Raw genomic sequence first — 22,397 nt, 5'->3', positions numbered from 1 at the left:
AGGAGGCCGTCGAGGCGGATCCGGGATGATCTCCGAGCTGTTGGACATGCCGGATACGGCGGGACTATTGGCGTTTGCGGAGGGTCTTGTGCAGAGGTACCCGGGGTTGAACGCCGTGGTGCATATGGCAGGGATTGGAAGGGCGGAGAGGCTGACTGAGGGAAGCGATGTGGCAACCATCCATGACACGGTGTCGACGAACCCTCTGGCTCCCATGGTGCTGACCGGAGCGCTGCTGCCGCACCTGATGAAGCAGGCGAAGGCTACCATCATAACCGTGACTTCGGGGCTTGCGTTTACACCGCTGGCGATGACGCCGACCTAGAGTGCGACCAAGGCGGCGATCCATGCGTGGTCGGTGTCGCTGCGATACCAGTTGAAGGACACGTCCGTGCAGGTACAGGAGCTTGTGCCACCCTATGTGCAGACGGAGTTGATGGGTAAAGAGCAGGCGACCGATCCGCCGGCTATGCCTCTGGCCGAGTACGTGGATGAGGTAATGACGATCCTGACGCAGGAACCGGGTGCGAAGGAGATTCTTGTGAAGCGGGTGTATCCGCTGCGCTTTGCAGGCAACTCGAACCCGGAGAAGTTTTATGAGTTCTTCGAGCAGTTCAATGCGGCGATGGCCGGGCATTGAGCAGGGGCTCCCATGAAGCGGACATCGTGGCGTGGAAGCCGTTGCATATACTTGGCTGAATGACTAAGAGCGTGTACCGGAGTTCGATGGCAGGTTGTCTGCTCCTGGGAGCTTTGGCGTGTGGGCTGAATGGTGCGTTCAGTCACCATGGTTTCGATGGCTATGACCTGAGCCCGATGATTGACTCAGGCTGGAGAGTCTACTCAGGGCAGGTTCCGGGGCGGGATTTTCTGGTGACATTCCCACCCTCGCACTATCTCCTTACGGCGCTGATGTTTCGCGTATTTGGCGTAAGCTGGCATGCGCTTGTGGTGGGCGCGAGTTGTTTTTTCGGGATGATGCTCCTGCTTGGGCTGCGACTGGCGGCGTTGGTGCGGAAGGTCTACGGGGAGGATGCGGCGGTTTGTGTGGCGGTAGCGTTTACTGCGGGACAGATTATTTTCTTGCTGCCTTACAGCACGATCTGGCACGCGACGATCGCCATGGACTTCGCGATGTATGGGATAGGTGCGACGTATCTGCTGGCCGGGCAGGGAAGGGCAGGGTTGCGGCGCGAGGCGATGGCACATCTTAGTTTTGCCGTCGCGTTTCTGCTTTTGTCGAAGGCGAATACGGCCTATCCGACGATTGTGCTGTGCCTGATTGTGGCGGGGATGTGCAGTGTGGGGAGGCGTGGACTCCTGTTGATTGCCGGTGGTGGACTGGTGATGGCCAGTCTTGCTCTCTGGATGGTCCATATAACGCTCTTTGGCATGCTGGCGAGCTATGGCGGGCTTGCGGGGCGTTTGCTGCCTATTGGGTTTTTCTATGCCATTCTCTACTACCGGAACGACGTGATTGCGCTGTCGAATCTGCTGGTATACGCGATCATGGCTCCTGCGTTGGTTATGGTTTTGGCGCATGCGTGGAAGACGCGGACGCGGCCTGTCGTCGTGCTTGGTGCCGGATCGATTTTGATTGCGTTGCTTGCGATGGGGACGAATATTCAATTCAAGCTTTCAGACACGCCGTTGATGCTCCTGGGCTTCGTCTTGATTGCCTGGTCGGGAGGTGCTTCCTATGTGCGCATGAAGAGGCGCGTGATGTTCACGGTCTTCACGCTAACGTTGGTTGCCCTGTACTTCGGGCGCACACGGATGGCTTTTGTGGCATCGGGAGAATGGAACACCGAAGGATGTACGCAGGTTGCATTTCAGGATGCGTTTCTGGGCGCGATCACGGGATGCCCCGTGATGCAGACGACGCTGAGCGAGGTCGACCGTACGCTGGCGGAGAATCCGGGTGCCAAGGTGTTCTTTGGCTCCGGACTGGAGTTTTTGTATGCGGGGCGAATGCGGCCATCGCCGGGAGGGATACCGAACTGGTGGCATCCAGGAACCTCGTATCCGTTGGTGAAGGGTGATGAGATTGGGGCTGCGTGGACGCGAGATCAGTTCGATGTGCTGATCTTCAATGCAGCCGAGTATCGGGAACAGATGCCTGCGGGGATTGGGGCTGCAATCGATCGCGAATACATGCGCGTCGACGACACGACCTACGCGATCCATGTGTACAAACTTCGGCGATGATAGGTTTCGAGCTGAAATGCGTCCCGGCCTGAGCGATGGGGACCGCTATACTTGGTTCGATGAAACACACGACATACCGGTTCTGGATCCTTGTCTGCATTGTGTCAGGGCTCTTTGTCGCTTGGCTGAACGTTGTCTTTGGCCGCTACGGGTTTGATGGCTATGACTCCAGTCCGATGATCGATGCGGGTTGGAGGGTCTACTCGGGGCAGGTTCCTGGAAGGGACTTTCTGGTCACCTTTCCGCCATCGCTGTATCTCCCGACGGCGCTGTTGTTCCGGGTCTTTGGTGTTGGATGGCACTCTCTCGTTTTAGGCGCTTCGATCTTTTATGGTTTGATGACATTGCTGGGGATCCGGCTTTCAAGTCTGGTGCGGAAGACTCATGGAGACGATGCGGCGATCTGGACGGTGCTCGCGTTCACGGCGGGGCAGGCAATTCTGTTGTTGCCAGGCAATACTCTTTGGCACGCGACGATGGCGATGGACTTCGCGATGTACGGCTTGTATGCGGTCTACGTTCTGTGCGCGGGTGGCGGGCGTTGGTTGCGCGGGGAGGCGGCTGCCCACCTCACGATCGCGATCGCCGCGCTGCTGCTCTCGAAGCCGAATATTGCCTATCCGGCGATACTGCTGTGCCTGCTGGTTGCGTTTCGTGGCGGGGTTGGGAAGCGCCTTGTGGGTGTGATTGCTACGGCTGGGTTGGCACTAGCCTGTCTTACCCTTGCGTCTGTGCATGTTTCCTTCGTCAGCATGCTGGGGACGTACGCCGGGTTGACAGGCCGTCTGATGCCAAAGGCATTTCTGGCCGGGATCTTCTACGACAAGAACACGTCGTTTGCACTGGCGAACCTGCTGGTGTATTTGCTCATCGCGCCTTTGATGGTGGCGATACTGTTCTATGCGTGGCGGAGATGGCGCTCGATATGGGGGAGCCCCGTTTTGCTGCTTGGCTTCGGGGCCATTGGCATTGCGTTGATCGGGATGGGCACGAACTTTCAGTTCAAACTTTCAGATACACCGCTGTTGCTGCTGGGAGTTGCCATGGTCGTAACGGAGGTGCGTGGAGCAGAGGGAATTACACGGCACCGGTTACTGACTGTAGCCTGCGGGCTGTACCTTCTGTCGGTTTATTTTGGGGGGATCCGACTGGCGGTGCAGGTGACCGGCGGGTGGGCTGCGGAGGGTTGCTACAAGATATGGTTCGATGACCCGTTTCTGGGGCGGATGAAGGGATGCAGTATCATCCCGGAGACCTTGGCAGAAGTGGATAGCGCACGGGGTGCGAATCCGCAGGCGAGGGTGTTCTTTGGCCCTGGGATGGAGTTTCTTTATGCGGGTCGGAGGATCCAGTCGCCTCTGCATATGCCGAATTGGTGGCATCCGGGGTCGTCCTATCCGATCTCGAAGAGCGGGCAGATGGCCGAGGAGTGGAAGAAGAACCACTTCGACGTTTTGATCTTAGCGCCAATGGAGGATAGGGCGCAGATACCGCCAGGCATTTTGAAGACGATCGATGAGGAGTATGTGAGAGTCGGACAGACCTCGCTCACCCATGTCTATGCCCGGCGGGATACGGGCAAGTAGGTTCAGCTTCTCTTTGGTGCTTTGAGTCCGAGAACAGGGGCGAGCCAGTGACCTGTGTGACTGGCGGGGTTGGCGGCGATCTCTTCGGGGGTGCCGGCGGCTACGACCTGGCCGCCTCCGCTGCCGCCTTCGGGGCCCATGTCGATGACCCAGTCGGCGGACTTGATGACGTCGAGATTGTGCTCAATGACGAGGAGTGAGCCGCCTCCGTCGATGAGCTTGCGGAATGACGCGAGGAGCTTGGCGACATCGTCGAAGTGAAGTCCGGTGGTGGGTTCGTCGAGGATATAAAGCGTGCGCGATGCGGCCTTCTTGGCGGCCTCGTTGGCGGTGGACCCGCCACGGTTCTGGATGCTGCGTGCGGTGGCCAGATGTGAAGCCAGTTTTACGCGTTGGGCTTCGCCGCCAGAAAGGGTGGTTGCGGACTGGCCGAGGCGTACGTAGCTGAGGCCCACTTCGTCGAGAACGGACAGCTTGTCGACGATCCTGGCATGCCCGGCAAAGTAGACGATGGCCTCCTTGACAGTCATATTGAGAACATCGTGGATACTCTTGTTGCGGTACTTCACGTCGAGGACCGTGGCTTTGTAACGCGTTCCGTTACATTCTTCGCAGGGCAGCTCGATGTCCGCGAGAAACTGCATTTCAACGGTGACGGTGCCGTCGCCTTCGCAGACGTCGCAGCGGCCTCCGGGGACGTTGAACGAGAAGCTTCCGGCGGCGAGGTTCTTGCGCTTGGCGTCGGGCTGCGCGGCGAAGAGGGCGCGGATGTCGTCGAAGGCCTTGATGTAGGTGACGGGGTTGGAGCGGGGTGTGCGGCCGATGGGGGACTGGTCGACGAGGATGACTTCGTTGAGGTGCTGCGTGCCGGAGAGTTCGCGATAGAGATGGCTGGGGTCGCCGGCTCCGTCGCCTTGACCGAGGGCTTGCTGGAGAGCGCGGTAGAGGACCTGGTGGACGATGGTGGACTTGCCCGAGCCGGAGACGCCGGTGACGCAGCAGAGCAGGCCGAGGGGTATGTCGAGGTCGACGCCGCGCAGGTTGTGGATGCGGGCTCCGGTGAGCTTGAGGTGCTCGCGGCCGGGCTCGCGGCGGTGTTTGGGGACGGGGATGGTGAGGCGGCCGGAGAGGTATTTGCCGGTGATGGAGTTGGGGTTTGCGGTGACTTCGGCGACCGTGCCTGCGGCGAGGAGCTTGCCGCCGAGTTCACCGGCTCCGGGGCCGAGGTCGAGGAGATAGTCGGCGGCGCGGATGACATCGGGGTCGTGCTCGACGACGAGTATGGTGTTGCCGAGGTCGCGGAGCTCCTCCATGATGTGGATGAGCTTGGCGGTGTCGCGGGTGTGGAGGCCGATGCTCGGTTCGTCGAGGACGTAGAGGGCTCCTACGAGCCGGGAGCCAAGCGATGTGGCGAGCTGGATGCGCTGGGCTTCGCCGCCGGAGAGGGTGCTGGCGAGGCGGTCGAGCGTGAGGTAGTCGAGGCCGACCTGGTGGAGGAAGTGGGTCCGCTGACGGACCTCTTCGAGGATCTTGCCGGCGATCTCGGTCTCGGCGGGCGAGAGCTGGAGCGAGTTGAAGAACTCGCTGGCCGCAGTGATGGTGAGGCTTGTGACCTCGGTGATGTTTTTGCCTTGCAGCAGGACCGCGCGGGCTTCAGCTCGGAGGCGGGTGCCGCGGCAGTCGGGGCAGCTTGCGTATCCGCGGTACTTCGAGAGGAAGACGCGGACGTGGAGCTTGTATTTCTTGCGTTCGAGCTCGTTGAAGAAGCCGCGTACGCCGGGCCATGAGCCTTTGCCTTCGTAAATGAACTCCTGCTGGGCGGGCGTGAGGTCGTACCAGGGGACGTAGGTGGGGATGCCGGCAGCCTTGGCGGCGCGCTTCAACTCGCCGTGGAAGGGCCTGTACTTGCCCGAGGCCCAGGGGGCGATGGCGTCGTGATCGAGGGACTTGGACTTGTCGGGCAGGATGAGGTTGGGGTCGAAGTCGATGGTGTTGCCGAATCCCTGGCAGCGGGGGCAGGCGCCGAAGGGGTTGTTGAAGGAGAACAGGCGCGGTTCGGGCTCGCGGTAGGCACGGTGGCAGGTGGTGCACTCGAAGGCGGCAGAGAAGCGGAGTCTCACCGAGGCTTCGGAGTCACGGGGAACAGTGTGGAACTGGATCTCGCCGGACTCGCGGTAGCCGGTCTCGATGGCGTCCACGATGCGGGAGCGGCCTTCAGGGGAGATGGAGAGGCGGTCGGCGAGGACGAAGATGGGGAGATCGAAGTTGAGTTCGAGGAGGCTCTCGGGGGTGGAGAATTCGACGATGTTGCCGGGTTGGCATTCGATGGGCTGGTAGAGGCGGTTGTAGCCTCGGCGACGGAGTTCGAGGAGGCGCTCTTTGAGGGTTTCGGTAAGGGTGAGGGCGGCGATGTTGGTGATGGGAGCGGCTGCTTTTTTGGTGGCGGTCTTTTTTGCGGGTTTGGGAGCCGGGGCCTCCTCGACCGAGGGGGCCTGCATGGGCTCCAGCTTGATCTCGGCGCGGACGATGGGGAAGAGAGCGTAGGTGCGTGTGCCTTCTGGCAGGGCCAGGAGCGAGGCTACGATCTCGTCGACGGAGTCGCGTTTGACGATGCCTCCGCAGTGGAGGCAGGTGACGGTGCCGCAGCGAGCGTAGAGGAGGCGGAGGTAGTCGTAGATTTCGGTGGCGGTGGCGACGGTGGAGCGGGGGTTGCGGGTGGTGTTTTTCTGCTTGATGGCGATGGCGGGGGCGAGGCCGTCCATGTGGTCGACGTCGGGCTTCTCGATGCGCTCGAGGAACTGGCGGGCGTAGGCGGAGAGTGATTCGACGTAACGGCGCTGGCCCTCGGCATAGACGGTGTCGAAGGCGAGCGAGGATTTGCCCGAGCCGGAGACGCCGGAGACGACCGTGAGGGCGTTGTGCGGGATGTCGACGTCGATGCCCTTGAGATTGTGGGTGCGGGCTCCGCGGATGGTGATGTGATCGATCGCGGAGACGCGGGAGGTTGCTGGTTCTGCTATTTCTTCAATCATGGCCACTCTCTATTGTCGGTTAGATGGGCCGGGATTGCGAATCGATCGGGCAAAGAATACCGATGCTCTTGAAGCGGGGCTTTTGGAGGAGGTCCGGGCTCTCGCCCCTCTCCCCTGGTCTTTGTGTCTAAAGTACTCCAAACATGAGAGTTAAGTCTGGACTTGCATGCGTTGACAAAGAACTGGCCCCGGATGCTTGCCCGGGGGAAGACCATTTGTGGCCGCAAACTCTAGTTTACCGGATCGCAGTTTCTACGGAAGGATTGCATGTGCCTGAAACGAGGTGGCTTGCGAAATAGTTCTTGACAGAATCCGCACGGGTCAATCGCTGTCGGGATGCCGGTGGCGTTCGAGGCGGAGTTTCCGCCAGGATTCGGCCAGACTCTCCACTTCGGCTTCGTCTCCGGACGGGTCCTGTGCGAGGGTCGCGAAGATTTGCTCTTTGGCACGACGCTTCTGGTCCTGGCGGACGAGGCGGGTGATGTATTCGACGGCGTCTGCATACTCGTCTTCGCGGACAGCCTTGTCGATGACGAGTTGCAGGTCTTCGGAGATGGTGAGGATGGGCATGGTGCTACTCGGCGTCTTTGGGTTGGGGGCGGAGGATTTCGAGCAACAGCAGGCAGGCTCCGGTGACGATGGCGGAGTCGGCGATGTTGAAGCTGGGCCAGAAGTGGGTCTTGATGTGGAACTCGAGGAAGTCGACGACGTGCAGGTAGGCAATGCGGTCGTAGACGTTTCCGATGGCTCCGCCGAGGATGAGGGCGAGAGCTACGCCGGAGGCGTTGAAGATGCGGCCAGTCCGCCAGAGCATCACCAGCACGATGACGATGGCGAAGATGGAGAAGCCGATGAGCGAGCGGCGTACGGCGTCGGGCGACATGGAGTCGGCGAAGATGGAGAAGGCCGCGCCGGTGTTGTAGACGTGGTCGAGCCGGAAGAAGTTCGGGATGATCACGCGGCCGTATCCGCCGATGATGTTGTGCATGATCCAGAGCTTGGACCAGCGGTCGAGGAGGATGATGAGCACCGTGATGCCGAAGAGGATGGGGCGGGCATCACGGGTGCGGGTTTCGATGGTTCGGTCGTACTGGGTCGTGAGTGACATTTAGGCGTTGGACTCCGTGGTTACGGCGTAGGGAGCGAAGGCGATGGCTTCGAGGGCTTCGGCGCAGCGCTGGCAGACGGTGGGATAACTGTTGGAGGTGCCTACGTCGGAGACGTAGCGCCAGCAGCGTTCGCACTTGGGCTGATCGGAGGCGCGAACAGCGATCTCCTCGGTTTCGGAGAATTCCACCTCGGAGACGTTGAAGAGTTCCGGCAGCGCTGAGGCGTACTTTGCCAGGTGTGCTGCCTGGGTGGGAAGCGTGACGATGGCTTCGAGGGATTTGCCGATGATCTTGGCAGCGCGCAGGCCTTCGAGCCTGGCGAGCACCTGTGCGCGTGTGGCGAGGAGCTGTTCCCAGTCCTCTTCGAGGGCCTTGACGCTGCCGGGGATGATCTCCGACATGGCAGGGAAGAGGGCGAGGTGAACGCTGGCTTCGCGGCCTTCTATCTTCGGGAGCAATTCCCACACCTCATCCGCGGTGAAGCTGAGGAGCGGGGCCACGAGGCGGGTGAGGGCCTCGGCGATGCGCCACAGGGCTGTCTGCGCGCTGCGGCGGGCGGGGGCATTGGGGGCGAAGGTGTAGAGCCGATCCTTGAGCACGTCGAGGTAAAGCGCGGAAAGGTCCGTATTCACGTACTCATTAAGGGCGTGATAGGCGCGGTGGAACTCGAAGGTGTCGTAGGCGTGTCGGATTTTCGCGTCGAGCTCAGCGGTGCGGGCCAGGATGTACTGGTCGAGCGGTTCGAGCTTCGCGAAGTCCTGCACGGCGTCCGTGGCCGGGTTGAAGTCGTGGATGTTTCCGAGCAGGAAGCGCAGCGTATTGCGCAGCTTGCGGTAGTTGTCCGAGACGCGCTGCATCAGGGACTCCGAGGCGACTACGTCTTCGCGGAAGTCGACGGATGCGACCCAGAGACGGATGATCTCGCCGCCCAGGCGCTTGGCGACATCGACTGGGTCGACGCCGTTGCCGAGGGACTTCGAGAAGGCGCGGCCCTGCTCGTCGAGGGTCCAGCCGGAGGTTGCGACCATGCGGTAGGGCGCGACGCCGCGGATCGCCACGGAGTTGAGCAGGGAGGAGTGGAACCAGCCGCGGTGCTGATCGCCGCCTTCGGTATAGAGGTCAGCGGGGAAGGAGAGCTCGGGCTCGATGTCGAGGACCGCGTGCCAGCTTGCACCGGACTCGAACCAGACGTCGAGGATGTCCATCTCCTTGCGGAACTCGGTTACGTCGGCGTTGCCGCAGGCGCAGGCGGTTCCGGCGGGCAGGATCTGCTCAGGGGTGTGGGTGTACCAGGCGTCGGCGCCCTGTTCGCGGAAGAGGTCGACGACCTTGGCGTTGATCGCGGGGTCGCGCAGGGGGCTATCGCACTTGTTGCAGAGGAAGACGGCGATGGGCACGCCCCAGATGCGCTGGCGGGAGATGCACCAGTCGGGGCGGGTGGCGATCATGTTGGAGATGCGCTCTTCGCCCCAGGACGGATCCCACTTTACCTTCTTGATCTCGTCGAGCGCGCGCTGGCGGAAGGTGGTTGTGCCTTGAGCTTCGGTGGAATCCCACATCCCAGAAGCGGGATGTGGGGCACCCACGTTTGTGGCGGGCATGGGGGTTTCCATGGCGATGAACCACTGCTCGGTGGCGCGGACGATGACGGGGTTGTGGCAGCGCCAGCAGTGCGGGTAGGAGTGGACGAAGCTGGTCGCGCTGAGCAGGGCTCCGTGCTTTTCGAGGAGCTCGGTGATGACGGGGTTGGACTTGAAGACGGTGAGGTCTTCGAAGGGCTGGCCGTTCGTATTGCGCTGGCGGCCTGCGTTGTCGACGTACTGGATCTCCGGCAGGTTGTAGCGCTTGCCGGTGTAGAAATCGTCGACGCCGTGGGCGGGCGCGGTGTGGACGGCTCCGGTGCCCTGGTCGGCGGTCACATAGTCGGCGGTCACACCGAGAATCTGACGGTCGAGGAAGGGGTGTTTGTAGGTGGTGCCTTCGAGCTGTCGGCCGGCGAGGCGCACGAGGACATCGGCTGCGGTGGCCGGCTCTTCGGGTGCGAGGGCGCTCTTCAGGTTGCAGGCCTTGACGACCGAGTCGAGCAGTTCTTCGGCGACGATGTAGACGCCGGTGGTGCAGGCGAGCGCGACGTAGCTCATCTCCGGGTTGAAGGCGACGGCTTGCGAGGCCGGGATGGTCCAGGGGGTGGTGGTCCAGATGATGGTGTAGACGTCGTCGCGACCGGCGAAGGCTTCGTCGAGGGCGGCGGGGTCGCTCGTGAGTGCGTAGCGGACGTAGATCGAGGGGCTGGTGTGCTGCTCGTACTCGACCTCGGCTTCGGCCAGGGCGGTGCGGTCGTGGATGCACCAGAAGACAGGCTTGAGGCCCTTGTAGACGAAGTCGGACTCGAAGAACTCGTAGAAGGTCTCGAGGATGGCGGCTTCGTAGGGGAATGACATGGTCTTGTAGGGGTTGTTCCAGCGGCCGAAGACGCCCAGGCGCTTGAACTGCTCGCGCTGGAGGTCGACGTATTTGTCGGCGTAGGCGCGGCATGCCTGACGGACGGCGACGGGGTCCATGTCGAGCTTCTTGCGGCCCAGTTGCTCGTCCACCTTGATCTCGATGGGCAGACCGTGGCAATCCCAACCGGGGACGTAGGGGGCGTCGAAGCCTGCCATGGTCTTGGTCTTGACGACGAAGTCCTTGATGCACTTGTTGAGCGCATGGCCGAGGTGGATGGCGCCGTTGGCGTAGGGGGGGCCGTCGTGGAGGATGTACTTGGGCGACCCGGCGCGGGCGAGGCGAATCTGGGTATAGAGGTCCTGCGCTTCCCACGCGGCGAGTCGGATGGGCTCGTTGACGGGGAGGCCGGCCTTCATGGGGAAGTCGGTCTGGGGGAGATTCAGGGTGGACTTCAGAGGCTTTGGCGCGTCTGGATTCGGCTTCACAGGTGCTTCGGTCATTCGTTCCTCTAACTTTTGTAACTTTTGAGTGCGATCGTGCGTATCTTGTAGCGGTCCTGGCCGCAAACCTTTATTGTAGCCGGGATGCAGCCGGTTGACGGTATGCGCAGAGAAGCGTCCAATCTGCTGTCTCATGCGTCTATTAGTCGATGGGTGTGCGAAGGCTGGGATGAAGACTGAAATCTTTTGTAGACTTGAAGATGGAGCCAGGTTCGGTGAGCGAGATGGCGCGGACGGATAGCAGGGCATACGGGACTCGGCAATAAGACCGGGCACGTGCCTGGGAACACTTTAAGATTTGAGAAGGGAAGGCGTATCGGCTAAGACCGAACGCCGATCACGCGCATCACGCTATGGATAATCTGAATCTCGTTCCACATGAAGATGGCACCGAGCACGCAGCGCCGATCTTGAAGCCGGCGAATGAGCCGTTGTGGGGCAATCAAGTCGAAGAGGTCGGTGTCTTTGGTTCGCTCGTCGAGAGCATCAAGGACGTTTTCTTCCCGAAGAAGCTTCCTCCCCTGGTGCTGGAATCGAAGCCGATCGCGGTTGTAGACCGGATGGCGGTCAAGCGCGACCCGAAATCGACTGCGGTGGCGGTCGTAGTTCACGCGCTGGTGATCCTGCTGATCGTGTTTCTGGTAGCGAAGAAGGTGAAGTTCTCGGCGCCTCCGCCGACCATTATGACCAATCTGGAGGCTCCGCCTCCGATGAAGGCCCCTCCGAAAGCGAATGTGATGGGTGGCGGCGGTGGACAGAAGAGCCCTACTCCGGTGGCGCAGGGACGCCTGCCGAAGTTTGCGCAGGAGCAGATTACTCCGCCCAAGGCTCCTCCGCTGGAGCAGCCGAAGATTGCCGTTGAGCCGACGGTCGTGATGCAGAAGGACCTGAAGATGGCCGACAGCAAACTGCCCAACATGGGTATGCCGAACTCGCCGATTGTGGGCACGGGCAGCTTGGGCAATGGCAGCGGGACGGGTATCGGGTCGGGCAATGGTGCTGGTGTCGGTGCGGGTTCGGGTGGCAATACGGGTGGCGGCGCGATGAGGATTGGCGGAGGCGTTTCGGCTCCCGTGCCGATTTCGATGCCGGATCCGGAGTTTTCGGAGGAGGCACGTAAGGCGAAGGTCGCCGGGAATGTGCTGGTTTACCTGTGGGTAGACCAGAATGGCAACCCGACACACGTGCGTGTGATCCGCGGAATTGGCATGGGACTCGACGAGAAGGCGATGGAAGCTGTTCGTCAGTATAAGTTCAAGCCGGCCCGCAAGGACGGTAAGCCGGTTACGGTGGAGATGAACGTCGAGGTGAACTTCCAGATCTTCTAAGCGCTTTCCGGGCGGTGTCTCGACGCCTGGTGAGTTTTTGGATAATTTCGATCAGAACGCAAGAAGGGAGATAAGAACAGGCAAATGCCTTTTCTTATCTCCCTTCTTGCGTTCTTTTGGCTAGAAACGAGCTATTTCCAGCATCGCCTTGTAAAGGTCTTCGGGCTGGGGGAGGATCACGTCTTCGAGGACGGGCGCATACGCGACGAAGGAGTCCATGGCGGCGACACGGCGGACAGGCGCGTCAAGATCGTGAAAGAGCTCCTCGCCGATCTTGGCTGCGATCTCCGCGCCGTAGCCCCAACTCAGCATGTCTTCGTGGGCCACGATGACGCGGTTGGTCTTCTTCACCGAGGTCGAGATGGCATCCCAGTCGAAGGGGCTGAGGCTCCGCAGGTCGATCAGTTCTACGTCGATACCGGTCTCGCGGTGGAGCTTGACGGCAGCCTGAAGGGCGCGGGGAACGACCGCACCGTAGGTGAGGACGGTGACGTCCTTGCCGGGGCGGACGATTTTGGCCTTGCCGAAGGGGATGGTGTAATCCGGGCCAGGGTAGGCGGCGCGGCCGAAGGTCTCGCGGTAGAGGCGCTTGTGCTCGAGGAAGAGCACAGGGTCGTCGCAGCGGATAGCTGTGCGGAGGAGGCCGATGGCATCGAGGGCGTTGGACGGCATGACGACACGGACGCCAGGTGTGTGGGTGAAGATGCTCTCGCCAGACTGTGAGTGGTAGATGGAGCCGCCGGTGAGATAGCCTCCGATGGGCACTCGCATGACGATGGGGGAGCTGAAGGCTCCGTTCGAGCGCCAGCGCATGACGGAGAGCTCGTTACGCATCTGGTGCATGGCGGGCCAGATGTAGTCGAAGAACTGGATTTCGACGACCGGCTTGAGGCCACGGACGGCCATGCCGATGGCACGGCCCACGATGTTGGCTTCGGCGAGAGGAGAGTTCCAGACACGGTCACTGCCGAACTCGGTCTGTAGACCGGCGGTCAGCTTGAAGACGCCGCCCTTGCCCTTGACCTTGCCACCCTTCAGCGCGCCTTCGCGCGTGGCGTCGGCTACGTCTTCGCCGAAGACGACGATGCGTTCGTCGCGGCGCATCTCGTCCTTGAGGCAGGTGTTGATGAGGTCGGCCATGGTGCGCTCGTTCTTGTCGTCCGAGGCTGTTGGCTCGGTTGCGTAGCGCGGGTCGGTTGGCGACAGATCTTCGGAGTATTGGTTCTTCAGGATGGAGCTTGCGACTGGAAGGGCAGCGGCAACGGCGGCGTCGGCTGCAGCCTGGACTTCGGCATTCACGCTGGCTTCGAGTTCATCGATACCGGCCTGATCGAGGATTCCTTCGCGCAGCAGGAGCACCTGCATCTTGGCGATGGGGTCGCGGAGGGCGTCGGCTTCGAGCTCTTCGGCAGAGCGATAGTCCCGTTCGTCCTCCGAGAAGGAGTGCGAGTAGGGGCGAATGACGTGGCCATGGACTAGCGCGGGGCCGCGACCGGAACGGCAGTACTCGACGGCCTCCACGATCGTCCGATAACTCGCTACCGCATCGGTCCCGTCCACCTCGGCGAAGTGGAAGTTAGGGAAGTTGGCGATCAGCCTGGATATATTCCCGCCGGGGGTGTTGGCCTCGACCGGCGTCGAGATGGCATAGCCATTGTCTTCAACGATATAGAGGATGGGCAGCTTGCCGTTCGACGCGGTATTGAGAGACTCCCAGAACTCACCCTGGCTGGTTGAGCCCTCGCCAATGGAGACGTAGGTGACCTCGTCGCCGTGAAATTTGACGTCTTTGTACGCCCGATAATCCGTCTCGCTCTTGGTCGCGGCGGACGGGTGACGGGTAAAGTAGCGTCCGGCTTCGGCACAGCCGACGGCGTGCAGGCACTGGGTCGCGGTTGAGGAGCTTGGTGAGACGATATTCAGCTTTGGACTCGTCCAGTGAGAGGGCATCTGGCGTCCACCGCTGGCCGGGTCTGACGCGGCTCCCACGGCTTGCAGCATCTGGTCTGCGACCGTGTTGCCGAGTGCCAAGCAGAGCGCGCGATCCCGATAGTAGGGAAAGAACCAGTCGTATCCGGGGCGCATGGCCATGCCCGCGGCGACGAGGAGGGCCTCGTGTCCGGCGCATGAGATCTGAAAAAAGATCTTCTGCTGCCGTTTGAGCATGATCTCGCGGTCGTCGGTTCGGCGGGAGAGATACATGAGCCGGTAAAACTCGATCATCTGCTCCCGCGACAGGAGGTTCTTCTCAACCTCCCGGCCACGCACTACGCTCTGCGCCTTCTCTGCCATCTTCGATGTTCCTCGCTCCCAGATTGTAACGGCTCTCTCATACTCAGGGCGACCTCTGTCCGTGTCTCGAATGCGGACATCCCGTTTGCCGTGGCGATCGAGCGCCGATGTGAGTGGTGTGCATTGAGGTATCTCCATGAAACATATCCGCTTTGCCGCTTTCTTCGTTTGCCTCCCCATGGTTGCCCAACAGACGGCCAAGGTTGTGCCGGGGCGCTTTCTCGTGACCTACCGCGACGTGCAGGTTCCAGGTGATGTGAATGAGCCGATTCCTCATGCGCGCGTGGTTGTGACGCATCCGTTACTGGGGATCGCTGTCGTCGATACCACGCAGCCCCGCGGGACGATTACTGCCGTGCAAGACGCCGAGATGCTGGCAAAACTGAAGGCGCAGCCGCATGTCGCCTCCGTGGTTCAGGATCGCGTTGTGAGTGCGCACTCGCTTCTCGTTCGACCGCTTCCCAACACGGATCGTTACCCGGCTCATGTGCCTTCCTCCGCTGAGGGGTTTACGAGCATCGCGGAGCCTGTTCAGTCCGACAGCTTTTATACCAAGAACCCGCAGGACTGGGCCGTGAAACAGGTGGGTGGATATGGGAAAGGTGTCCCGGGAGGGCCGGCCACCGGGCCCTGGGATGTGACGACCGGGACCGGGGTGCGGATTGCGATCCTCGATTCCGGGCTCGATGAGCACCACCCGGATCTTGTGCCGAATCTGAAGCTGAACCTCTCCGAGATCGACGGGCAAGCGATGCCCAGTTCGTGCGACGATGGCACCCCGCAGGATCAACAGGGCCATGGAACGTTTGCCGCTTCGCTGGCAGCAGGGGCGATGGGGGAGAACACGGGGCTGATGATCGGCGTGGCACCCACAGCGACCCTCCTGAATATCAAGGTGCTCCAGCGGACTCCCGGTGCGGGGGCTAGCCTGGCTGAACAATGCAACGCAGGACAGGCCAGCGGGCTGTTGAGCTGGGTGATCAAGGGAATTGAGGACGCCGTCGCCAATCACGCCGACATTATCTCGCTTTCGCTCGGTTCGGTCGTCGACCTCTCCACGGGGGACGGTGCGGGGCTCAAAGCAACGTTCGATGCGGTGACCCACGCGGCCACGAACGCGGGTGTCATCCTCATCGCGGCAGCGGGGAACGACGGGGTGGACCTCAGCAATCCACGCTACGTCGAAATTCCGGCACAGTCGCGCGATGTACTCGCCATGGTTGCCAGCACGAACCCAGGCTGCGCGCAGACGCTGGCCAACGGAGCTGCGTGTGTTTCGGGGCCTGTGTCGCTCGCTTATTACTCAAACTACGGAACTCCTCTGAACGCTCTGGCCGCCCCGGGTGGAAGCTACCCGGCGGGTGACGATATGAGTGTCTCCGGGTGGGTACGCGGAGCATGCAGCGCGGGCTTGCCTCAGACCGAGACCGGATTGCCCGATGCGCAGCACTCCTTCGGGTGCTTCAACCTGGGGCAGAGCCAGTATGTGCAGGCCATTGGGACCAGTGCGTCGGCTCCGCTTGCGGCCGGAGTGGCTGCTCTTTATCGCGCTGCTCATCCTTCGTGGACCGCGGCGCAGGTTCTGTCCGCTATGCGCACAGCCGCTGTTTCGTCGTCGGGCCTACCATTTTCCCTGGTTTCCGCTGCATCGATTCAACCGTGATTTGCCGTTCCGGCGTATAATCCGGTCTCATCCCAGGAATATTGGAGAACTGCGCTTGAACGACGTAGTTATCATAGGAGCCGGACCATACGGCCTATCCCTTGCCGCGCATCTTGCCAAGACGAAACTTAACTTCCGCATCTTCGGAACCCCGATGAAGAGTTGGGCGACCCAGATGCCGCAGGGCTTCCATTTGAAGAGCGATGGAAACGCCTCCAACCTGTCCGATCCCGACAAGTCGCTGACGCTGGGCCAGTACTGCGCGGAAAAGGGAATCCGGTATGCAGACCAAGGCTACCCCGTACCCCGCGACGTTTTCGTGGCTTACGGCGAAGAGTTTCAGCGGCGGTTGGTTCCCAACCTCGATCGGACCGACATCGTCTCCGTGCGCCAGATTCCGGGAGGTTTCGAGCTGCAGAGTGCGGCGGGCGAGACCCTTCAGGCCAAACAGGTGGTGATTGCCGCCGGGATCAGCCATTTTGGCCACGTGCCTCCGCTTCTCTCTGACGTTCCCCCCGAGTATCTGTCGCATAGCCTCAAGATCAATGAGATTGGAGATTTTGAGGGGAGAAAGATTGCGGTGATCGGCGCTGGGGCGTCTGCGATCGACGTGGCCGCGCTTCTGCACGAATCGGGAGCGGATGTTGTTGTCATCGCTCGCCGCCATTACATTGCGTATCACCCACCACACAACCCCAATCCGTCTCTCTGGGAACGCCTCACGCACCCAATCTCGCCCCTTGGCGGGGGCTGGAAATCTGTCCTCGCTACGATCGGACCACTGGCTTTTTACCGCTTGCCACGCAATCTGCGGTTCCGAGCTGTGAAGCGGCATCTGGGGCCTGCACCTGGATGGTTCATGCGGGAGCGTGTCGAGGGCAAGATCGCCCGATATCTGGGAACGCAGTTGAAGGGGGTGCGAGTGGAGGACGGCCATGCCATTGTGGACTTCATCGCACAGGACGGAACCGATACGAGCCTGAAGGTCGATCACGTGATCGCCGCCACGGGCTTCAAGACCGATATTGCCCGTCTCAAGTTTCTTTCCCCGGAGATTCGCGCTTCCATCAAGACGGATGAAGAGGCACCGGTCCTTTCCAATTTCTTCGAGTCTTCTGTGCCCGGGCTGTACTTCGTGGGCTTGGCCTCGGCGTATCACTTCGGACCGCTTACGCGGTTTTCGCATGGCAACGCGTTTACGGCTAAACGGCTGACCCGTCACCTGGCTGGCTGAGACGACTTCCTGGGCTTCATCCGGTATCCTCAGAGAGAGCCGCGATGCCTTTACCTGCCACCTTCAACGATTTCCTTGGGAATACCCCCGCTGTTGACCAGCTTCGGACGGCGATCGCAGCCGGTCGCCTGCCGCATTCGCTGATTCTCGCGGGGCCGGCAGGAGCGGGGAAGTACACGCTGGCGCTGATGCTGATCATGGCGCTGGAGTGTGAGCGGCAGCCACGCGACCTGTGGTCCGGCACCAGCGAGCATCCGGGGCAGTCGCTGGCGAGCTTCTGTGGCGTTTGCCCGAATTGCACGCGGATCGCTTCGGCGTCGGAGTTGCAGGAGCTAGTGGATGCTGCGGTGGCGGCACGGGAAGACCTGCGTGAGACGGATAAGAAAGAGACACGGGTCTTGATTCAGCAGCACCCGGATGTGCTGATCATTCCTCCCGATCCTCCTCAGCTCTTGGTCAAGCTTGGGCAGGTTCGCACGGTCATCCAAAGGGCGCAGAGACATCCCTCGGAGGGGCCGCGGCGTGTGTTTCTGTTTACGGCGGCGAACTTCATGAAAGAGGCAGCGAACTCTCTGTTGAAGATTCTGGAGGAGCCGCCGGCGACGGTCCACCTCATTATCCTGGCGGAAAATCCTGGGGAGCTGCTGCCTACGATTCGTTCGCGCTGCGCTACGGTGCGGTTGGGTGCGCTTCCGGTGGAGGAGTTGGAGATGCTCCTGGCGGATCGCCGTCCGGACGTGACGCCAAAGCACCGATCGCTGATTGCGCGGCTGGCTCAGGGAGCTGCGGGACGAGCGCTGTCCTTCAACCTTGAGGAGTACACCGTCGCGCGAGCTGACGCGATGATGATTTTGCGCAATGCCGCTGCGTCTGCTTCCGATCAGGGCGATCCGGAGCATACGGAGCTGTTCCGCATGACCGAGACCTATCGGGCCGGCGCCGAAGGGCAGCAGAAGACGACCGCTCTGCTTCGGGGGATCACGTTGCTGCTCGAGGATTTGTTGTTGTTGATGTCGGGAACGCCGGAGCTGGTGCGGAACATTGACCTGCGACCGGAGCTCGAGCGAATGGCCAAGATGGTTACGTTCCAGTGGATTGAGCAGGCCAGCCGGGGGCTGGATCAGGTTTATAGCGGGATGCGCCGCAATCTGCTGCGGAACCTCTCGCTGGATAGCTTTGCGACGCAGTTGGCGCAACCCGTTCGGGGGTTCTAACGCGGGCGCGCAGCTTTTTCGAGGCGATCCCGCAGCGCCGCGCCAAGACCCTCGCCAAGGGGGCGGGGGCAGACGATCACCGATACACCTGCGGCATCGAGAGCGCGAAGGCCGGCGAAGACTCTCTGAGCGAGGACTTCCTGATCGGTCCATTCTCCCCAGTCGAAGACTGCGGAGGCAGCGCGAGCTGTCCAACCGGTGGGAAGCATGACTCCCACCTGAGCTTCGAGGCCGTCCACAACCTGCTCCACTTCGGCCTGCCCGGCGACAAGGATGAGTCGGGCCCGGGGGGCGTAGTGACGGATGCCGACGCCTGGGGACGGGAGGCTCTCGGGGGATTCCCCGACTGAACCGGAGAACATGGAAAAACCTTCGCCAAGGACCTCGAGGCTGATGGCGCCGGGGCGATAGACGACCTTCGCAGCGACATCGAGCACGGTCGACTCCACGCCGACGCTGGTTGGGCCTCCGTCCAGAATGGCGTCGATCCGTCCGTCGAGATCCGTGAGGACGTGCGCGGCCGTCGTTGGGCTGGTTCTACCGAATCGGTTTGCGCTGGGTGCGGCGATGGGAACCCCAGCGAGACGGATCAACTCCAAGGCTATGGGATGGTTGGGCATCCGTACGCCGACCAGATCTCTTCCGGAAGTGACGGCATCTGGAACCGTGACTTTTCGGGGCAGGAGGAGCGTCAGGGGGCCGGGCCAGAACCTGGCCATCAGTCTTTCGGCCTCATCGGAAACCTCTGCGATCCGGTCAACCATGAGGCGGGAAGAGACGTGAACAATCAGGGGGTCCCAGCCTGGACGCTGTTTAGCTTCGAAGATTCCCGCAACTGCTGCTGCATCAAGGGCATTCGCGCCAAGTCCGTAGACGGTCTCGGTAGGAAATGCGACGAGTCCTCCGCGTTTCAGGATCTCAGCCGCGTTTCGTATGCCGTCCAAACCCAATCTTTCGGTTAGTTTCATCCTCTTTATCCTATGCGGTCAGGCCTATACTCACGCTATGCAGAGCGCAGAGATTGAGCTGAAGTTCCTCATCGCCGACGCCGCCGACCTCGAAGCCCGCCTCCCAGCCCTGGGCTTCCATCTCGACACTCCCCGGACCTTTGAACAAAATACCCTGTACGACACGCCGGAACGACGCCTCCGGGAATCGCAGCAGATTCTTCGGATTCGCCAGTACGGCGATCTTTGGACCGTGACGCATAAGCGTCCCGATGCGGTGGATGGGGATCCACGTTATAAGGTGAGGATCGAGACCGAGACCCATGTGGATGACGCCCCCGCGATTGCCGAGATCTTTTGCCAACTCGGCTATTGCGCGATGTTCCGGTATGAGAAGTTCCGGACCGAGTGGTCGCATCCGACGGACGATGCCGTTTCGCCTCTGCATCTGGTGATCGACGAGACGCCGATTGGGATCTACGGCGAACTCGAAGGGCCTACGGCGTGGATCGACAGGATGCTCGAGGCGCTCCACATTGATCCTGCCGCCTGCACGACGAAGAGTTACGGCAAGCTCTTTCTCGACTGGAAGGCCCGCACGGAGAGCAGCGCCGAGAACCTGACCTTCGATGAAGTCGAGGCCGGGATGGCGGTTCACTCCGCCTAGGACCAATGGTGCATGGTAGGGTATCGTGGAAGCAATTCCAGGAGATCTCTTTGCGCATTTTTTCGACCCTTTGTCTTGCCTTGATAACCGTTACGGCTGTGTCGCAAGCTCCTATGCGCGGTGTGGCGGCAGAGAACATCGACCGCAGCGCGAATGCCTGCAGCGACTTTGACGCCTATGCGAACGGGGCGTGGAGGGCTGCGCATCCGATGCCGGCGATCCAGACGGTGTGGGCGGTGAGAACAGTCACCCAGGATGAGACGAGAGCGCGACTGAGGGTGATCGCAGAAGAGGATGCGGCGAAGGCCTCAACCCTGGCGAAAGGATCGCCGGGTAGGCTTACCGGAGACTTCTATGGCGCGTGCATGGATCAGGGAAAGGTCAATGCGCTGGGACTGAAACCGGTCGAGGGGGAACTGAAACGCATCGACGGGATCAAGGATGCGAAAGGACTCAGCGCGGAGATCATCCGTCTGCAGGAGATGGCAATCGACGCGCCGGTTCGCCTGCAGTCCACGCAGGATCTGCATGATCCGAAGCAGGTGATTGCGGAGTTGAATCTGGGCGGCCTCGGCCTCCCGGACCGCGACTACTACCTGCGGGAGGAGCCGCGGTTCAAGGATGCGCGCGACAAGTACCTGGAGTACATGAGCACGATCTTTACCCTGGCTGGCGCCAAGGACGTGGATGCTGCGTCTGCCGTAGCGGCTGTGATGAAGATTGAGACGGCGTTGGCCCAGGCACGTTTGAGCCGCGTGGCTCTGCGGGATCCAAAGGTGCAGGACAATCCGATGACCTTCGCGTCTTTGAAGGCACTGGCTCCGCATTTTGATTGGGACGCCGAGTTCAAGTTGTTGGGCGTGACGACCACGGGACATATGAATGTGTCGCAGCCGAAACAGGTGGCGGCCTTCGACACTCTGATCGGTGAGACCTCGATCGGGAACTGGAAGCTCTATTTGCGGTGGCAGCTTTTGAATGTCAGCGCACGGTACTTGTCGACGCCCTTTGAAGAGGCGCGTTTCGGGTTCTACGACACCACGCTGACCGGAGCGAAGGAACAGAGACCGCGTTGGCAGCGGTGCGTGATCGCGACCGATGGAAATCTGGGCGAGGCTCTGGGGCATGAGTATGTCGACCGGTACCTGCCACCCGAAGCGAAGGCACGAGCGCGGACCATGGCGGTGAACATCGTCAACGAGCTGAAGATCTCGATCGAGTCGCGCGACTGGATGACGGCTCCAACCAAGGCGAAGGCCCTGGAGAAGGTCGATGCGCTGACGATCAAGGTTGGGTATCCGGACAAGTGGAAGGATTACTCGGGGGTATCAGTGGAGCACGGGGCGTATCTGGAGAACGTCATGAGCGCGAGGCGTTATGCTGTCCGGGACGATCTAGGGCAGATTGGCAAGCCGGTGGACCACGGACGCTGGGGGATGACACCGCCCACGATGAATGCGTACTACGATCCATCGATGAACGAGGTGGTCGTTCCGGCGGGGTATCTCCAGCCGCCCGGGTTCGATCCTCAGGGGCTGGATGCGATCAACTACGGCGCGGTCGGGGTGAGCATCGGGCACGAGATCTCGCACGGTGTGGACGACGAAGGCGCACAGTTTGCCGCCGATGGCCGCCTGGAGAAGTGGTGGACGGATGCAGACTACAAGCAGTTTGAGGCTCGGACGGGATGCACGACAAAGCAGTATGACGGCTACTTTGTGGAGCCGGGACTGCATCTCCAGGGAAAACTCGTGACTGGCGAGGCACTCGGCGACCTGGGCGGCGTGAATTTGGCATTTCGGGCCTATGAGCGGTCGCGAGTCGGCAAAGGACCCGAACCCACGGTGGACGGGTTCACGCCGGAGCAACAGTTCTTTCTGGCGGAAGGACAATGGCGTGGGGCCCTGGCTCGGCCGGAGTGGCTGCGGGTTTCGACGTCGACCGATCCTCATCCACCGGGGAAGTTTCGTGTGCTTGGACCACTGAGCAATATGCCGGAGTTCGAGAGGGCATTTAGCTGCAAGGCAGGAGACGCGATGGTGCGGCCCGAGTCCGAGCGTTGCGTTCTCTGGTAAGGAATCGGTCCGGTTATCGCAACTGATGGTTCGAAGGCGTGTCTGGAACGACAGACGCGCCTTTCGTCCACTGGAACAGGGTGGTTGGCGTGCCGGA

16 protein-coding genes are annotated in these 22,397 nt (G+C 61.3%); 10 read left to right on the top strand and 6 right to left on the bottom strand.

Going from position 1 to position 22,397, the window contains the following annotated elements:
* The first annotated feature begins 25 nt into the window (after positions 1-25).
* Genes BM400_RS14350 through BM400_RS14335 form a run of 4 tightly spaced genes read left to right on the top strand, consistent with a single transcriptional unit; the run spans position 26 to position 3,794 of the window.
* Positions 26-325 carry an SDR family NAD(P)-dependent oxidoreductase gene (locus BM400_RS14350; RefSeq protein ID WP_089839941.1) on the top strand — a complete coding sequence of 100 codons (300 nt, stop codon included), beginning with the start codon at positions 26-28 and terminating at the stop codon, positions 323-325.
* Between the two features lie 33 nt (positions 326-358).
* A complete protein-coding gene (locus BM400_RS14345) occupies positions 359-640 on the top strand; it encodes a hypothetical protein (protein WP_141223940.1) in 282 nt (93 codons plus the stop codon).
* Between the two features lie 59 nt (positions 641-699).
* A complete protein-coding gene (locus tag BM400_RS14340) occupies positions 700-2,208 on the top strand; it encodes a hypothetical protein (protein WP_089839937.1) in 1,509 nt (502 codons plus the stop codon).
* 59 nt (positions 2,209-2,267) lie between these two features.
* Positions 2,268-3,794: a hypothetical protein gene (locus BM400_RS14335; protein ID WP_175529041.1), complete on the top strand. Its 1,527-nt coding sequence runs from the start codon at positions 2,268-2,270 to the stop codon at positions 3,792-3,794.
* A gap of 2 nt (positions 3,795-3,796) precedes the next feature.
* Here BM400_RS14335 and uvrA read toward each other — a convergent pair whose 3' ends face one another.
* The 4 genes from uvrA to ileS form a co-directional block, all read right to left on the bottom strand.
* On the bottom strand, positions 3,797-6,826 hold the full coding sequence (gene uvrA, locus BM400_RS14330; protein WP_089839933.1) for an excinuclease ABC subunit UvrA: 3,030 nt from the start codon (positions 6,824-6,826) through the stop codon (positions 3,797-3,799).
* A 321-nt stretch (positions 6,827-7,147) separates the two neighbouring features.
* Positions 7,148-7,396, bottom strand: coding sequence for a hypothetical protein (locus BM400_RS14325; protein ID WP_089839930.1), 249 nt, complete (start codon positions 7,394-7,396; stop codon positions 7,148-7,150).
* Positions 7,397-7,400: 4 nt separating this feature from the next.
* Positions 7,401-7,934 (bottom strand): signal peptidase II, encoded by a 534-nt coding sequence (gene lspA, locus BM400_RS14320; protein ID WP_089839928.1) that lies wholly within the window; start codon positions 7,932-7,934, stop codon positions 7,401-7,403.
* A complete protein-coding gene (ileS, locus tag BM400_RS14315) occupies positions 7,935-10,880 on the bottom strand; it encodes an isoleucine--tRNA ligase (RefSeq protein ID WP_089839926.1) in 2,946 nt (981 codons plus the stop codon).
* A 353-nt stretch (positions 10,881-11,233) separates the two neighbouring features.
* Here ileS and BM400_RS14310 point away from each other — a divergent pair, with 353 nt between their 5' ends.
* Positions 11,234-12,208 carry an energy transducer TonB gene (locus tag BM400_RS14310; protein ID WP_089839923.1) on the top strand — a complete coding sequence of 325 codons (975 nt, stop codon included), beginning with the start codon at positions 11,234-11,236 and terminating at the stop codon, positions 12,206-12,208.
* A 120-nt stretch (positions 12,209-12,328) separates the two neighbouring features.
* On the opposite strand, the gene BM400_RS14305 is transcribed toward BM400_RS14310, so the two are convergent.
* Complete coding sequence (locus BM400_RS14305; protein WP_089839921.1) at positions 12,329-14,500, bottom strand: alpha-ketoacid dehydrogenase subunit alpha/beta; 2,172 nt, start codon at positions 14,498-14,500, stop codon at positions 12,329-12,331.
* A gap of 136 nt (positions 14,501-14,636) precedes the next feature.
* Between BM400_RS14305 and BM400_RS14300 the strand changes: the two genes are divergently transcribed.
* Genes BM400_RS14300 through BM400_RS14290 form a run of 3 tightly spaced genes read left to right on the top strand, consistent with a single transcriptional unit; the run spans position 14,637 to position 18,611 of the window.
* Positions 14,637-16,163, top strand: coding sequence for a S8 family peptidase (locus BM400_RS14300; protein WP_089839919.1), 1,527 nt, complete (start codon positions 14,637-14,639; stop codon positions 16,161-16,163).
* A gap of 55 nt (positions 16,164-16,218) precedes the next feature.
* The gene (locus BM400_RS14295; protein WP_175529040.1) at positions 16,219-17,397 is read left to right on the top strand and encodes an NAD(P)-binding domain-containing protein; all 1,179 of its coding nucleotides are present in this window, start codon (positions 16,219-16,221) and stop codon (positions 17,395-17,397) included.
* Positions 17,398-17,441: 44 nt separating this feature from the next.
* Positions 17,442-18,611 (top strand): DNA polymerase III subunit, encoded by a 1,170-nt coding sequence (locus tag BM400_RS14290; protein WP_089839915.1) that lies wholly within the window; start codon positions 17,442-17,444, stop codon positions 18,609-18,611.
* Here the strand turns inward: BM400_RS14290 and BM400_RS14285 are convergent.
* A complete protein-coding gene (locus tag BM400_RS14285; protein WP_089839913.1) occupies positions 18,608-19,579 on the bottom strand; it encodes an L-threonylcarbamoyladenylate synthase in 972 nt (323 codons plus the stop codon). The genes BM400_RS14290 and BM400_RS14285 overlap by 4 nt on opposite strands.
* Before the next feature lie 37 nt (positions 19,580-19,616).
* On the opposite strand from BM400_RS14285, the gene BM400_RS14280 reads away from it, so the two are divergent.
* Positions 19,617-20,225 carry a class IV adenylate cyclase gene (locus BM400_RS14280; protein WP_089839911.1) on the top strand — a complete coding sequence of 203 codons (609 nt, stop codon included), beginning with the start codon at positions 19,617-19,619 and terminating at the stop codon, positions 20,223-20,225.
* Between the two features lie 80 nt (positions 20,226-20,305).
* Positions 20,306-22,300 carry a M13 family metallopeptidase gene (locus BM400_RS14275; RefSeq protein WP_175529039.1) on the top strand — a complete coding sequence of 665 codons (1,995 nt, stop codon included), beginning with the start codon at positions 20,306-20,308 and terminating at the stop codon, positions 22,298-22,300.
* Positions 22,301-22,397 lie beyond the last annotated feature (97 nt).

Origin of the sequence: Granulicella pectinivorans (assembly GCF_900114625.1) — a bacterium.
Taxonomy (GTDB): domain Bacteria; phylum Acidobacteriota; class Terriglobia; order Terriglobales; family Acidobacteriaceae; genus Edaphobacter; species Edaphobacter pectinivorans.
This window is presented reverse-complemented; position numbering and strand designations above follow the sequence as displayed.

What these genes read in the sequence shown, in the direction of transcription:
- BM400_RS14340 (WP_089839937.1), top strand. Translation starts at nt 700, where the DNA reads ATGACTAAGAGCGTGTACCGGAGTTCGATGGCAGGTTGTCTGCTCCTG.
- ileS (WP_089839926.1), bottom strand. Translation starts at nt 10,880, where the DNA reads ATGACCGAAGCACCTGTGAAGCCGAATCCAGACGCGCCAAAGCCTCTG.
- BM400_RS14285 (WP_089839913.1), bottom strand. Translation starts at nt 19,579, where the DNA reads ATGAAACTAACCGAAAGATTGGGTTTGGACGGCATACGAAACGCGGCT.
- lspA (WP_089839928.1), bottom strand. Translation starts at nt 7,934, where the DNA reads ATGTCACTCACGACCCAGTACGACCGAACCATCGAAACCCGCACCCGT.
- BM400_RS14350 (WP_089839941.1), top strand. Translation starts at nt 26, where the DNA reads ATGATCTCCGAGCTGTTGGACATGCCGGATACGGCGGGACTATTGGCG.
- BM400_RS14290 (WP_089839915.1), top strand. Translation starts at nt 17,442, where the DNA reads ATGCCTTTACCTGCCACCTTCAACGATTTCCTTGGGAATACCCCCGCT.
- uvrA (WP_089839933.1), bottom strand. Translation starts at nt 6,826, where the DNA reads ATGATTGAAGAAATAGCAGAACCAGCAACCTCCCGCGTCTCCGCGATC.
- BM400_RS14300 (WP_089839919.1), top strand. Translation starts at nt 14,637, where the DNA reads ATGAAACATATCCGCTTTGCCGCTTTCTTCGTTTGCCTCCCCATGGTT.
- BM400_RS14335 (WP_175529041.1), top strand. Translation starts at nt 2,268, where the DNA reads ATGAAACACACGACATACCGGTTCTGGATCCTTGTCTGCATTGTGTCA.
- BM400_RS14325 (WP_089839930.1), bottom strand. Translation starts at nt 7,396, where the DNA reads ATGCCCATCCTCACCATCTCCGAAGACCTGCAACTCGTCATCGACAAG.
- BM400_RS14305 (WP_089839921.1), bottom strand. Translation starts at nt 14,500, where the DNA reads ATGGCAGAGAAGGCGCAGAGCGTAGTGCGTGGCCGGGAGGTTGAGAAG.
- BM400_RS14280 (WP_089839911.1), top strand. Translation starts at nt 19,617, where the DNA reads ATGCAGAGCGCAGAGATTGAGCTGAAGTTCCTCATCGCCGACGCCGCC.
- BM400_RS14310 (WP_089839923.1), top strand. Translation starts at nt 11,234, where the DNA reads ATGGATAATCTGAATCTCGTTCCACATGAAGATGGCACCGAGCACGCA.